The sequence below is a fragment of the Cryobacterium sp. TMT2-42-4 genome (genome assembly GCF_004402645.1).
In the GTDB taxonomy this organism is placed as follows: domain Bacteria; phylum Actinomycetota; class Actinomycetes; order Actinomycetales; family Microbacteriaceae; genus Cryobacterium; species Cryobacterium sandaracinum.
The window spans coordinates 73,493-85,792 of sequence record NZ_SOFT01000007.1 but is presented as its reverse complement, the minus strand read 5'-3'; the positions used below and the strand labels follow the sequence as shown (position 1 = coordinate 85,792).

Genomic DNA, 12,300 nt, shown 5'->3' with positions numbered 1-12,300 from the left:
CATGCGTCACGGTGTGCGGGTCGGAGTCGACGTCGGGAAAGCCCGGATCGGCCTGGCCCGCAGCGACGCGCACGGCCTGCTGGCGACCCCGGTCGAGACCGTCCACCGCGACCACTCCGGCAGCCTGGACGTGGCCCGGATCGTGGCCGTGGTGGCCGAGCTCGACGCCGTTGAGGTGGTGGTCGGGTTGCCGCTCGCGCTCTCCGGCAACCGCACGGCGTCGACCAACGATGCGGTTGGATTCGCCGAACTGCTGGCCCGGTCCCTGACCGTTCCGGTTCGCCTGGTCGATGAGCGTCTCTCCACCGTCGCGGCGCAGTCGGTCCTGCGCTCTGCGGGGCGGAAGGCCAAAACCCAGAAACCCGTGATCGACCAAGTCGCCGCGGTCATCATCCTCCAGCACGCCCTCGACACCGAACGCACCCTCGGCACGCCCGCCGGCACCGCCGTCGAACTCGTGCGCGACCAGCTTCCAGCCGGGCCCCCACCAGCTGCCGCACCGAATGAAGGGCAGCCTCAACGATGACACCCCCTCCCGCCGACAGCACCGGAGCCCCGGCCGAGCCGGGCGACCCGACAAGCCCCATCGACCCGGCGGACCCTCTCAGTTCGCGTCGGGCCATCCGTGAGTCACGGGGCGAAGGCACCCGGTCCAGTCGTCGCGCCCTGCTGGACTCCGCTCCGGTGCCGCAGAAGAAGGGCCGCCGGGGCGCCTGGGGCTGCCTGATCGTCTTCCTGATCCTGGCCGGACTCGCCGGTGCCGCCGCCGTCCTGCTCCAGGAGCCGATCGGTGCCGTGATCGGCATGGTGCAGGGCCCGGCGGACTACGACGGCGCCGGAGACGACGAGGTCATCGTGATGATCCACGACGGTGAAACCGGTCAGGACGTCGCGAACTCCCTCGTCGCCCAGGACGTGGTGAAGAGCTACGACGCGTTCTACGAGGTGCTCCGCGCGGAGAGCCCGGCACCCGTCTTCCAGCCCGGCGCCTACCGTTTGGCCGGCAAGATGAGCGGCCGAGCCGCCCTCGACGCCCTGCTCGACCCGGACAACAAGCTAGAACAGACCGTGGTGATACCCGAGGGGACCACGACCGCCTCGGTGCTCCAGCTGATCAGCGAGGGCACCAGCATTCCCTTGGCCGATCTCGAGGCTGCGGCCGCCGACGTCGAGCCCTACGGCCTGCCGGGCGAGGCAACCACCCTCGAGGGGTTCCTGTTCCCGGCCACCTACACGTTCCCCCCGGAGACCACGGCGCCCGAGGCCATCCGCACGCTCGTCGACCGACAGTTCGAGGCTCTCGACGCTGCCGGGGTCGCGCCCGAGAACCGCTGGAAGACCATCGTTCTCGCGGCCCTGATCCAACGCGAAGCGGGGCTGACGGAGGATTTCTACAAGGTCTCGCGCGTGTTCCTGAACCGGCTCGACCCGGCGCAGTGGCAGAGCGGGCTCCTGCAGTCCGACGCTACCGTGGCCTACGGGACCGGGGCGACCGACCGGGTGAAGACAACGGATGCCGAACGCGTCGACGCCGTCAACGCCTTCAACACTTATGTGCACCCCGGGCTTCCCGTGGGGCCGATCTCGAACCCCGGCGACATCGCGATCGACGCCGCCGTGAACCCCGCCGACGGTACCTGGCTGTACTTCGTGTCCTGGAACCTCGACACGGGGGAGACAATCTTCTCCACCACGATCGCGGAACACGACGCCGCCGTGAACAAATGGCTGGCCTGGATGGAAGAGAACCCCGAATATGGTTGAGCCCGAAGCATCCGTGCCGGCCCCCACCCTTGACCCTGTCCGCGTGCGTCGCCTTGCGGTGCTGGGCTCGCCCATCGATCATTCCCTCTCCCCGGCACTGCACCGGGCCGCGTACCAGGCGCTCGGCCTGGACTGGCGCTACGACGCCGTGCGGGTGCCGGCGGGCGGACTGCCGGACTTCCTCGCGTCCCTGGGCGCAGACTGGCGCGGCCTCTCCCTCACGATGCCCCTCAAGCACGAGGTCCAGGCGCAGCTCGACGGCATCGACCGGGTCGCCGCTCAGACCGGCTCCGTCAACACGGTGCTATTCGGTGAAGTCGACGGCCGGCGCACGTTGCAGGGTTTCAACACGGACGTCACCGGCCTGGTGCGTGCCCTCGCCGAAGCCGGAGTGCACCGCGCGGTGCACGTGTGCCTGCTCGGCGCCGGAGCCACCGCGGCATCCGCCCTGGTCGCAGCGGCTGAGCTGGGGGCGGAGCTGGTCGACGTGCTCGTGCGCACCCCGGCGAAGGCGGCCGATCTGGTCGAACTGGGGCAGAGCCTCGGGGTCGTGGTACGGGCCTACCCGCTCACCGACCTGCCCGACCCTGCCCGCGTCAGCGAGCTGGTGATCAGCACCCTGCCCGGGGGCAGCGACCCGGGCGCCGAGTTTCCCGCCGGGCTGCGCCGGCAGGCGCTCCTGTTCGACGTGAGTTATTCCCCCTGGCCCAGCGCCCTCGCCCGGTCCTGGTCGTCGGCGGGCGGCACCGCGGTGTCCGGAGAGGGGATGCTGCTGCACCAGGCCCTGATCCAGGTGCGCATCTTCGTCTCCGGCGACCCGTTCGAACCGCTGCCGAACGAGGACGTGGTGCTGCACGCCATGCGCGGCGCCCTGACCGGGAAGGCTGTGACAGGATAGTGGTCATGCTTCGTTGGCTCACCGCCGGAGAGTCCCACGGCCCCGAACTCATCGCCATTGTCGAAGGTTTGCCCGCTGGAATCCCGGTCACCCTAGATGCGATCCGCCGTGATCTTGCGCGCCGCAAACTCGGCTACGGCCGAGGCGCGCGCCAGAAGTTCGAGCAGGACGAACTGAATATTTCCGGCGGCGTGCGCCACGGCCTCACCATGGGCGGACCGGTTGCCCTGCGGATCGGCAACACCGAATGGCCCAAGTGGGCCGAGGTGATGAGCCCCGCACCGGTGGAGACCGCGTCCGCGCGCGGCCGCGGCGCCCCCCTGACCCGTCCCCGGCCCGGCCACGCCGATCTGGTCGGCATGCAGAAGTACGGCTTCGGCGAGGCCCGCCCGGTACTGGAGCGCGCCAGCGCCCGGGAGACCGCGGCACGTGTCGCGCTCGGTGCCGTCGCCCGGTCGTTCCTGGCCGAGCTCGGCATCACCCTCGTCAGCCACACCCTGTCGATCGGGGCGGTTCGCGTGCCCGTCGACGCCCCGCTGCCGCTGCCCGGCGACGTCGACGCTCTCGACGCCGACCCGCTGCGCTGCTTCGACGCCGTCACCTCCGCCCGGATGGTGGCCGAGGTCGACCTGGCCCACAAGGAGGGCGACACCCTCGGAGGGGTCGTCGAGGTGCTGGCCTACAACCTTCCTCCCGGACTCGGGTCGTTCGTGCACTGGGACCGCCGCCTCGATTCGCAGCTGGCGGCCGCGCTGATGGGCATCCAGGCCATCAAGGGGGTCGAGGTCGGGGACGGTTTCCTGTCCACCACCCGGCGCGGCTCGGAGGCGCACGACGAGCTTGTGCAGGCCGACGGTCGCATCCAGCGGGTCAGCGACCGGGCCGGCGGCACCGAAGGCGGCATGAGCACCGGAACAGTGTTGCGCGTGCGCGCCGGCATGAAGCCCATCTCCACCATCCCGCGCGCCCTCCGCACGGTTGACGTGGCCACGAGCGAGGCTGCCCCCGCGCACCACCAACGGTCGGATGTCTGTGCAGTGCCGGCCGCCGGCGTGGTCGCGGAGGCCATGGTCGCTCTGGTGCTCGCGAACTCGGTCCTGGAGAAGTTCGGTGGTGACTCCATCGTGGAAACGCGCCGCAACCTGGATTCCTACCTGGCCGACATTCCGGCGAATCTCCAGACGGGCGCGTCCAGCGACGCTTCCCTGTAGAGGCGCCGGAGAACCACAATGGCCGCGCCGTCGCATCCTATCCTGCCCCTCGTCTTCATCGGTCCCATGGCCGCCGGCAAGACCAAGATCGGCCGGAGAGTGGCGAAGTCCCTCGAGGTGCCGTTCATCGACACCGACCACCGCATCATCGCCCTGCACGGGCCGATCACGGACATTTTCGCGCAGCACGGTGAAGAGCACTTCCGGGTGCTTGAACGCCAGGCCGTGGTGCAGGCCCTCACCGAGCAGGCCGTGGTCTCGCTCGGCGGGGGAGCCGTGCTCGACGCGGAGACCCAGGCCGACCTTGCCGGGTGCTCCGTGGTGTACCTGAGCGTGTCCGCTCGAGCCGTCGGCGCCCGGATCGGCGGGGCGAAACGGCCGCTGCTCACGGGCGGCATCGCCGATTGGAAGCGCATCTACGGCCTCCGGCGCCCGATCTATGAGGCGCTGGCCGGCATCCGTTTCGACACCTCGCACCGTCCCCTGGACGCCATCGCTGATGACGTCGTGAAATGGACCAAGAAAAGATCATGACCGGAGCACCTGTGCCTGATTCCACCGAGCCCGCAACCGAGACCACCACCGAGCCCAACCGCGAGCCCGCCACCGAGCCCGCCACCACCATCATCACGGTTGCCGGCGCCGACAGCTACCCCGTTCTGATCGGTCGCGGCCTCGTCGACGACGTCGTCGAACAGCTCGGCCCGAAGGTGGCGAAGGTGCTCATCGTGCACACCTCACACCTGGGCGCCCGCGCCGTCGCCCTGCGCGAGAGCCTGCTCGGCAGGTTCGAGGTGCTGATCGCCGAGGTGCCCGACGCCGAGGCTGCCAAGCGGGTCGAGGTGGCCGCGTTCTGCTGGCAGGTCATGGGCCAGGCGGACTTCAGTCGAACGGATGCCGTGATCGGCTTCGGCGGCGGCGCCGTCACCGACCTGGCCGGCTTCGTCGCCGCGACCTGGCTCCGCGGTGTGCGCCTGGTGCAGATCCCGACCAGCGTGCTCGGCATGGTCGACGCCGCCGTCGGCGGCAAGAACGGCATCAACACCGCCGAGGGCAAGAACCTTGTCGGCACCTTCTACGCGCCCGCCGCCGTCATCTGCGACCTGGACGTGCTCGACGACCTGCCGCGCAACGAGATCCTGGCCGGCTTCGCCGAGATCGTGAAGGCCGGGTTCATCCAGCTGCCCGAGATCCTGGACATCGTCGAAGCGGATGTCACGGCCGTCACCGACCCGCACTCCCCGCAGTTCCGGCGCGTGCTCGAACTCGCGATCGGGATGAAGGCCCGGGTCGTGGGGGAAGACTTCAGGGAGTCCGGCCTGCGTGAGATTCTGAACTACGGGCACACCCTCGGCCACGCCGTCGAGCACGCCGAACGCTACGGCTGGCGGCACGGGGCGGCCGTCGCCGTCGGCATGATGTTCGCGGCGGAGGTCGCCAGGCTGAGCGGTCGGCTCTCGGACGAGGCCGTCGACCGGCACCGTCGCATCCTCGAATCGCTCACCCTGCCCACCACCTACCCGGTCGGCCGCTGGAGCACCCTGCTCGCCACCATGCAGCGCGACAAGAAGACCCGAAGCGGCATGCTGCGATTTATCGTGCTCGACGACATCGGGAAGCCGACCGTGCTCGAAGGACCGGACTCGTCGTTGCTGTTCGCCGCCTACCAGGAGATCGGCTCCTAACCATTCGCGCCGCATCGGTGGGCCTGGACTAATTCCCAGACCGGGGCAGCCGATCGCCGCTGACCGGACCTGTTCGGAGGTTACATGACGAGTCCGTGGATCGTCCGTGCGGCCGGCGAGAGCGGCGGCGGAGACTTGCGGACCTGGCGGCGGCCCATGAGGCGGCAGTCACGGAACGGTTCATCGGTCCGGGCGTGCGCAAACTGGTGCAGGAGTCCTGGCAACGGTCGCTCGCCCTCGCCCTCAGCCTTGATCCGCTGAGGCTCGTCCCCGAACACGAACTCAGCTCCGACGAGCTACGCGAGCTGCGCGACCGGCATCCGCTGGCCGCCGTGCTCCCGGTCGTGCACAACCTGCTCATCCGGCACGCCTTCCACTCCGGCCTGATCGTGGCCATCGGTGACGCGTTCGGCCGTCTGCTCTGGATCGACGGTGACCGAACCGTGCGGAGCAAGGCGGAGGGGATGCTGTTCGTCGAGGGGTCGGACTGGTCCGAGCGCCGGGTCGGCACGAGCGCGCCGGGCACGGCCCTGGCCCTCGATCACGGAATCCAGATTCAGCGGGCCGAGCAGTTCAACCAGTTGGCGCATCCGTGGAGTTGCACGGCCGTGACCACGGTCGGCTCGACAACGCCGGTGGCCCGGTGGAGATCAGCCCCCGGCACGCCGAGATCCTCACCCTGCTGGCGTGGAACCGGGACGGGCTCTCCGCCGACCGGCTCTCGCTGCTGCTCACCGACCAAACCAACGCGGTCGACAACCTGCGGGCCGAGATGGTGCGGCTGCGCAGGGTGCTCGAGCAGACCAGCCCCCGTATCGGCATCGCCTCCCGGCCCTACCGGCTCGAGACGTCCGTCGAACTGGACGCCCAGCGGGTGCTGGCATCCCTGGAGCGCGGCGCGCACCGAGTGGCGTTGGGGGCTTACCGGGGGCCCGTGCTACCGAGCTCGACCGCGCCCGGAATCGTCCAGATCCGCGCCGAGATCTCTGCGCGGCTGCGGCAGGCCATGCTCAGCGACGCGTCCGCTGAACTCCTGCTGGAATACGCCCGCACCGACGAGGCCACCTGCGACGCTGAGGTCTGGCGCGCGTGCCTCGAACTGCTACCGGCGCGGTCGCCGAAGCGGGCATCCGTGGTCGCCCGGTTGAACCGGATCGAGGACGAGCTGCGCCCTGACGGCTCCGCGGCCCCCGCCCGCAATATCCCGCAACGCTGAGGCAACGTTCTCCTTCCTAGGATCAAGGTCCAGGTCCGCGTCCCGCGGTTCCGCACCGACAACGTCGTCGACGAGGAGACATCATGACCGTCTATTCCAACCCCGGAACACCGGGCGCCCTAGTCACCTTCAAACCCCGCTACGAGAACTGGATCGGCGGCGAGTGGGTCAAGCCCGTCAGGGGCCAGTACTTCGAAGACATCTCGCCCGTCAACGGGAAGCCGTTCGCCGAGGTGGCCCGCGGCACCGCGGAGGATATCGAACTGGCCCTGGACGCCGCGCACAGGGCAGCGCCGGGGTGGGGCAAGACCTCGTCGACCGAGCGCGCGGCCGTGCTCAACAAGATCGCCGACATCATCGATGCGAACCTCGACCTGCTCTCGGTCGCCGAGACCTGGGAGAACGGCAAGCCGGTGCGCGAGACGTTGAACGCGGACATCCCGCTCTGTTCCGACCACTTCCGCTATTCCGCTGCCGCCATCCGCGCCCAGGATGGCGACCACGCCGAGCTGGGCGGCGACATGGTCTCCTACCAGTTCCACGAGCCGCTCGGCGTCGTCGGGCAGATCATTCCGTGGAACTTTCCGCTCCTGATGGCCGTCTGGAAGCTGGCCCGGCCCTCGCCGCCGGCAACGCGATCGTGCTGAAACCGGCCGAACAGACCCCGGTGTCGATCCTCGTGCTGATCGAACTGATCGGCGACGTGCTGCCGCCGGGAGTGCTCAACGTCGTCAACGGTTTCGGCATCGAGGCCGGCAAGCCGCTCGCATCGTCCAATCGTATCCGCAAGATCGCGTTCATGGGAGAGACCTCGACCGGGCGTCTGATCATGCAGTACGCGAGCTCCAACATCATCCCGTCGATCATGGAGCTCGGCGGGAAGAGCCCCAACATCTTCTTCAGCGACGTCGCCCAGGAGAAGGACGCGTTCTACGACAAGGCCCTGGAAGGGTTCGTGCTCTTCGCGTTCAACCAGGGCGAGGTGTGCACCGCGCCCAGCCGGGCGTTGCTGCAGAAGCCGATCTACGATGATTTCCTGAGCGACGCCGTCGAGCGCACCCGCAAGGTCATCCAGGGCAACCCACTCGACACCGCGACCCAGGTCGGCGCGCAATCCAGTAACGACCAGCTTGAGAAAATCCTGTCCTACATCGACATCGGCAAGCAGGAGGGTGCGAAGCTGGCGATCGGCGGCGAGCGGGTCGACCTCGGCGGTGAGCTGAGCGGAGGCTACTATGTGCAGCCCACCATCTTCGAGGGACACAACAAGATGCGCCTGTTCCAGGAGGAGATCTTCGGCCCGGTGCTCGCGGTCACGAGCTTCACCGACTACGACGACGCCATCTCGATCGCCAACGACACGCTCTACGGTCTCGGGGCCGGGGTCTGGTCCCGCAACGGCAACATCGCCTACCGGGCCGGGCGGGACATCCAGGCTGGCCGCGTCTGGGTGAACAACTACCACGCCTACCCGGCGGGGGCGTCGTTCGGTGGCTACAAGAGCTCGGGCATCGGCCGGGAGAACAACAAGCTCGCGCTGAGCGCCTACCAGCAGACGAAGAACCTGCTCGTGTCCTACAGCGAGAACGCCCTGGGCTTCTTTTAAACTCCGGCGCCGGTCCGGCCCGCGCTGGAGCACAGGCCGGACCACACGAAGCGCGTCACCGGGGTCGAGGCCCAGGGGCCGTCGAGACACGAATCCTCGGCGGCCCCCGGGCCCGGCCCTCAACCAGAAGGGAACGGCCATGCCGGAGAAAGGCGTCACCGCATCGATCACCATCCCGGGGGAGATGATTCCGCGGGTGGCCCTCACCGCCGTCGCGGTCGAGCTGCTCCGCAGCCTCTGGGACGAACACGGTCCACTGATGTTCCACCAGTCCGGGGGCTGCTGCGACGGCTCCTCGCCCATGTGCTATCCGGACGGCGAATTCATCACCTCGGACCGGGACGTACTCCTCGGCCGCCTCGACATCGCCTCACCGGGAGAGGCCGCGCAGCCGCTCGACTTCTGGATGTCGGCCGAACAGTTCGACTACTGGAGCCACACCTTCCTCACGGTCGACGTCGTAACCGGCCGCGGCGGCGGATTCTCCGTCGAAGCGCCGCGCGGTGTGCGGTTCCTGCTGTGCTCCCGGCTGATGGACTCGTCCGAGTAGTCCGTGCCCACGGAGTCCTCTCCTCCACCGCTCCCTCCCGGGCCCGGCCTCGTGGACGGGGACCGCGACGGATGTCCGCGCGTCCAGTCTGGGTGGCATGACAACCCCTCTGCGCGTCGAAGACGCTGCCCCAGTGACCACGACCGAGCAGGCGCAAGTCCGGGTGGCCGACCTCGTCGGCCACGCGATTAGCCGCCAGCTCTGGTTCATGCTGCTCGACGCCTGCGGGCGGCAGATTCCCCTGCTGATCCCGGTCGACGACATCCCGCTCCGTCCGAAACCCGGCGGTGCCGCCGACATGGCCGCGGCGGTCGTCCGGCTCCTGTCCGAGCACGGCCCGGGCGGCAGCGTCATCCTCACCCTCGAGCGACCGGGCACCGCGGCGCTGACCGCGCCCGACCGGGCCTGGGCCCGGGAACTCGTCGAATCATTCGGCAAAGTGGTGCGCATCACGGGCATGTTCGTCGCCCACGACGAGGGCGTCTGCGAACTGCCGGCCACCGTCGCGGATGCAGTGGCAGACTGACAGGATGATGATCAGCGGTGAGCGATTCGAAAGTGTCAACGCCTGTGTTGCCGGCCGGGTGGACGCGGGGCCGGTCGATGTCTGAACGCACCCTGATCCTGTTGCGGCACGCCAAGTCGGACTGGGCGGGCGGCCAGGCCGACGTCGACCGGCCGCTGGCAAAACGTGGGGTACGGCAGGCGCCGCTCACCGGAGCGTGGCTGTCCCACGGCGGCTACCGTATCGATCTCGCGGTCGTGTCACCGGCGGAGCGCGCTCGGGCCACCTGGGACCTCGTGGCGGCCGAGTTCGAGAGCGCTCCGCCGATCCGTATCGACCAAGCCGTGTACGCCACCTCGGCCGGCGAACTGCAGAGCATTATTCGGGCGCTGCCGGGCTCCGCGCACACCGTCGTCCTGGTGGGCCACAATCCCGGCCTCGAGGATCTGGCCACCGCTCTCGCCGGCACGACCGTGTCCCTGCCGACCTCGGCTTTCGCCGTGATCGGATGGGAGGGACCCTGGTCGTCCGCCGGAGAGTCCCCGGCGGCACTCCTGGCCCAGGGCCGGCCGCCCAAGGTGAACGCGCCTCCTCGCTAGCGGCGCAGGGCTGCCATGAACGCGACGAGGACGAGGACGACCGCGGCGGCGACCGATCCCGTGGTCAGGCCGCGGGGCGGGGGCGGCGGGTCAGCCGCCGAGCCAGGACCAGTGGCTGAGCGGCCAGTTGATCACGAACGCTCGGCCGACCACATCAGAGACGGGCACGAATCCGTTGCCGGGTGTGTCCGTGTGCAGCCGGCTGTCCGCCGAGTGGTAACGGTTGTCGCCCTCGACCCAGAGACCGCCGGCCGGCACGGTCACGGAAAAGTCGTAGTCCGACGTTCGGATGGCCCCGGGCGGCAGCTTGAGGTAGGGCTCGGTGATCGGCTCGCCGTTGACGGTGGTGCTGCCCGCGCGTCGCAACAGGCCACATCGTCGCCGGGGAGGCCGATGACGCGTTTGACGAGGTGGTCATCGGAATCAGGAACCCGGAGGCCAACCTCACCGGCGAGCCACTGGATGCCGTCGACAACGGTGTTCCCTGCTTCGATCGGGGCCGGCTCGACCGGACCGAGCCATCCGCCGGGATCCCTGAAAACGACGATGTCGCCGCGATCGATGTCGACGACGTCGGGGACGAGCTCGTTCACGATGATGCGGTCGTCGATCTGCAGGGTGTCCTGCATCGATCCGGTCGGGATATAGAACGTGCGGATCAGGAAGGCTTCGGTCAGAAACGAGACGACCAGGGCGGTGACCAGGATGACGAGCAGGTCCCGGAGGACGCGACGCCTCCGTGGTGTGCGGGCGTTGGCGCTACCCGACGCAGATCCGCGCCAGGCGGCGCGGGGCCGACGACCCGCGCTCTCGTGGTCTGTCAATTTCTCCCCTGACGTGACGCGTGATGGGCCAATTCGACCGCTGCTGGGCGGCTGCAGGGCCAGGGTGAGCTGAACACGGATGCACCCCTGTCGCCACGAGGATGACGTCGCGGAGACAGGTGCTGGCCTCAGTGCGTGCGGCGGCTGCGTGGGCTGACGTTGGAGCGCAGAGAATCAACCTTTTTCCGTGCCTCGTCCTCCGTGCGATAGGTCTCCGGCGACGGGATGCTCTGCCCGTTGTCCGCTGAGAAACAGAATCGGTAGTTGCCCGACTGGTCCCGATAGATTGTGAATCTTCCGGCCATGTCACACCCTTGTCCTAGGCCTGGCGCCGACCAAACGACCGGCTTCGACACCCTACCGCCCGGGATCAGCGCCGGATAGAGGAACCTCGGCGCGTGCCAGTGTGAATCGGCCGGAACGGGTCGCGCACAGATTCGGCGGCATATGATTGACCACGACCGACGACCCGATGGGAACCCTTTCCGCATGACTGCGCGCGTACCATTCTTCGTTCGCAATCGGGTGGACGGCACCGACGGGGCTCTCGCCGGCCGGGCCGACGGCACGGGCATCCGTGACACGATCACGCGGTACTACTCCCTGACCAAACCCGGCGTTCTCTACGGCAACGCGTTGACAGCCGCGGCGGGCTTTCTGCTCGCGGCCCGAGGCCAGGTGGATCTTTTCCTGTTCGCGGCGCTCTGCCTGGGTACCACGCTCGTGATTGCGTCGGCCACCGTGCTCAACAACGTGCTCGACCGCGACATCGACACGGTGATGGAACGCACGAAGAAGCGGGCCACGGTCACCGGCCGCATCGGCGTGCGGAACGCGGTCATCTTCTCAAGCCTGCTGTTCGTTTTCGGCATGGCGACGCTCATCGCCTGGACGAACTGGCTCGTCGTCGCCGTCGGCCTGGGCGGCTTCCTCGTCTATGTCGTGCTGTACGGCATGCTGTCCAAGCGCATGTCGATCCACGGCACCCTGGTCGGCAGCGTCTCGGGCGCAGCGCCCATCCTGGCCGGCTACGTCGCCGTCACCGGCGCCATCGACATCGCAGCCGTGCTCGCCTTCCTGGCCGTGTTCCTCTGGCAGATGCCTGAGTTCTACTCCATCGCCATCTACCGCCACGACGAATATGCCCGCGCCGGCGTCCCCGTCATCTCCGTGGTGCGGGGCGTCCCGAACACCACAGTTCAGATCCTCGTCTACACGGTCGGATTCGTTGTCTCCACCCTCCTCTTGTCGGTATTCGGCTACGTGGGCTACGCCTACACGGCGGTCATGGGCGTGCTCGGCGCTTATTGGATCTGGCTGGGTGTCATCGGCCTGCGCGCCGCCGATCCCGCCACCTGGGCCAGGCGGATGTTCCGCTACTCGCTGGTGATGATCCTGGTGTACTGCGTGATGATCTCGGTCGGGCCGATCCTGCCCTGATC

General features: G+C 68.6%; 14 protein-coding genes and 1 pseudogene. 12 read left to right on the top strand and 3 right to left on the bottom strand.

Annotation, left to right across the window (positions count from 1 at the left end):
- Position 1 precedes the first annotated feature (1 nt).
- Genes ruvX through aroB form a run of 6 tightly spaced genes read left to right on the top strand, consistent with a single transcriptional unit; the run spans position 2 to position 5,558 of the window.
- Positions 2 to 526: a Holliday junction resolvase RuvX gene (ruvX, locus tag E3O18_RS01510; RefSeq protein ID WP_174720094.1), complete on the top strand. Its 525-nt coding sequence runs from the start codon at positions 2 to 4 to the stop codon at positions 524 to 526.
- A complete protein-coding gene (gene mltG / locus E3O18_RS01505; protein ID WP_134396137.1) occupies positions 523 to 1,764 on the top strand; it encodes an endolytic transglycosylase MltG in 1,242 nt (413 codons plus the stop codon). Before ruvX ends, mltG begins: the two co-directional genes overlap by 4 nt.
- Positions 1,757 to 2,662 carry a shikimate dehydrogenase gene (locus tag E3O18_RS01500; RefSeq protein ID WP_134396136.1) on the top strand — a complete coding sequence of 302 codons (906 nt, stop codon included), beginning with the start codon at positions 1,757 to 1,759 and terminating at the stop codon, positions 2,660 to 2,662. The genes mltG and E3O18_RS01500 overlap by 8 nt, the downstream gene beginning before the upstream one ends.
- Before the next feature lie 5 nt (positions 2,663 to 2,667).
- A complete protein-coding gene (gene aroC / locus E3O18_RS01495; RefSeq protein WP_134396135.1) occupies positions 2,668 to 3,873 on the top strand; it encodes a chorismate synthase in 1,206 nt (401 codons plus the stop codon).
- Positions 3,874 to 3,891: 18 nt separating this feature from the next.
- Positions 3,892 to 4,407: a shikimate kinase gene (locus tag E3O18_RS01490; RefSeq protein WP_174722046.1), complete on the top strand. Its 516-nt coding sequence runs from the start codon at positions 3,892 to 3,894 to the stop codon at positions 4,405 to 4,407.
- Positions 4,404 to 5,558, top strand: coding sequence for a 3-dehydroquinate synthase (gene aroB / locus E3O18_RS01485; RefSeq protein ID WP_134396134.1), 1,155 nt, complete (start codon positions 4,404 to 4,406; stop codon positions 5,556 to 5,558). The genes E3O18_RS01490 and aroB overlap by 4 nt, the downstream gene beginning before the upstream one ends.
- A 296-nt stretch (positions 5,559 to 5,854) precedes the next feature.
- Here the strand turns inward: aroB and E3O18_RS01480 are convergent, their stop codons facing one another.
- Positions 5,855 to 6,148 (bottom strand): hypothetical protein, encoded by a 294-nt coding sequence (locus E3O18_RS01480; protein WP_134417290.1) that lies wholly within the window; start codon positions 6,146 to 6,148, stop codon positions 5,855 to 5,857.
- 2 nt (positions 6,149 to 6,150) lie between these two features.
- Between E3O18_RS01480 and E3O18_RS01475 the strand changes: the two genes are divergently transcribed.
- The 5 genes and pseudogenes from E3O18_RS01475 to E3O18_RS01455 all read left to right on the top strand — a co-directional run bounded on the left by E3O18_RS01475 (position 6,151) and on the right by E3O18_RS01455 (position 10,034).
- The gene (locus E3O18_RS01475; protein ID WP_134417288.1) at positions 6,151 to 6,774 is read left to right on the top strand and encodes a hypothetical protein; all 624 of its coding nucleotides are present in this window, start codon (positions 6,151 to 6,153) and stop codon (positions 6,772 to 6,774) included.
- Between the two features lie 83 nt (positions 6,775 to 6,857).
- A pseudogene (locus tag E3O18_RS01470) lies at positions 6,858 to 8,380 on the top strand (aldehyde dehydrogenase family protein).
- Between the two features lie 139 nt (positions 8,381 to 8,519).
- Complete coding sequence (locus E3O18_RS01465) at positions 8,520 to 8,930, top strand: DUF779 domain-containing protein (RefSeq protein ID WP_134417286.1); 411 nt, start codon at positions 8,520 to 8,522, stop codon at positions 8,928 to 8,930.
- A gap of 97 nt (positions 8,931 to 9,027) precedes the next feature.
- Positions 9,028 to 9,456 (top strand): hypothetical protein, encoded by a 429-nt coding sequence (locus tag E3O18_RS01460; RefSeq protein ID WP_134396130.1) that lies wholly within the window; start codon positions 9,028 to 9,030, stop codon positions 9,454 to 9,456.
- A 77-nt stretch (positions 9,457 to 9,533) separates the two neighbouring features.
- Positions 9,534 to 10,034, top strand: coding sequence for a histidine phosphatase family protein (locus E3O18_RS01455; protein WP_134396129.1), 501 nt, complete (start codon positions 9,534 to 9,536; stop codon positions 10,032 to 10,034).
- A gap of 90 nt (positions 10,035 to 10,124) precedes the next feature.
- On the opposite strand, the gene lepB (E3O18_RS16700) is transcribed toward E3O18_RS01455, so the two are convergent.
- Both lepB (E3O18_RS16700) and lepB (E3O18_RS01450) read right to left on the bottom strand, forming a co-directional pair.
- Complete coding sequence (lepB, locus tag E3O18_RS16700) at positions 10,125 to 10,400, bottom strand: signal peptidase I (RefSeq protein WP_241976544.1); 276 nt, start codon at positions 10,398 to 10,400, stop codon at positions 10,125 to 10,127.
- Positions 10,295 to 10,858 carry a signal peptidase I gene (gene lepB / locus E3O18_RS01450; RefSeq protein ID WP_241976545.1) on the bottom strand — a complete coding sequence of 188 codons (564 nt, stop codon included), beginning with the start codon at positions 10,856 to 10,858 and terminating at the stop codon, positions 10,295 to 10,297. The genes lepB (E3O18_RS16700) and lepB (E3O18_RS01450) overlap by 106 nt, the downstream gene beginning before the upstream one ends.
- Positions 10,859 to 11,347: 489 nt before the next feature.
- Between lepB (E3O18_RS01450) and cyoE the strand changes: the two genes are divergently transcribed.
- A complete protein-coding gene (cyoE, locus tag E3O18_RS01440; RefSeq protein WP_166784584.1) occupies positions 11,348 to 12,298 on the top strand; it encodes a heme o synthase in 951 nt (316 codons plus the stop codon).
- The last annotated feature ends 2 nt before the right edge of the window (positions 12,299 to 12,300 follow it).

Coding starts and splice junctions, on each gene's coding strand:
- E3O18_RS01500 (WP_134396136.1), top strand. CDS start 1,757: ATGGTTGAGCCCGAAGCATCCGTGCCGGCCCCCACCCTTGACCCTGTC.
- E3O18_RS01460 (WP_134396130.1), top strand. CDS start 9,028: ATGACAACCCCTCTGCGCGTCGAAGACGCTGCCCCAGTGACCACGACC.
- E3O18_RS01455 (WP_134396129.1), top strand. CDS start 9,534: ATGTCTGAACGCACCCTGATCCTGTTGCGGCACGCCAAGTCGGACTGG.
- E3O18_RS01480 (WP_134417290.1), bottom strand. CDS start 6,148: ATGCGCCAACTGGTTGAACTGCTCGGCCCGCTGAATCTGGATTCCGTG.
- aroB (WP_134396134.1), top strand. CDS start 4,404: ATGACCGGAGCACCTGTGCCTGATTCCACCGAGCCCGCAACCGAGACC.
- mltG (WP_134396137.1), top strand. CDS start 523: ATGACACCCCCTCCCGCCGACAGCACCGGAGCCCCGGCCGAGCCGGGC.
- ruvX (WP_174720094.1), top strand. CDS start 2: ATGCGTCACGGTGTGCGGGTCGGAGTCGACGTCGGGAAAGCCCGGATC.
- E3O18_RS01465 (WP_134417286.1), top strand. CDS start 8,520: ATGCCGGAGAAAGGCGTCACCGCATCGATCACCATCCCGGGGGAGATG.
- cyoE (WP_166784584.1), top strand. CDS start 11,348: ATGACTGCGCGCGTACCATTCTTCGTTCGCAATCGGGTGGACGGCACC.
- aroC (WP_134396135.1), top strand. CDS start 2,668: ATGCTTCGTTGGCTCACCGCCGGAGAGTCCCACGGCCCCGAACTCATC.
- E3O18_RS01490 (WP_174722046.1), top strand. CDS start 3,892: ATGGCCGCGCCGTCGCATCCTATCCTGCCCCTCGTCTTCATCGGTCCC.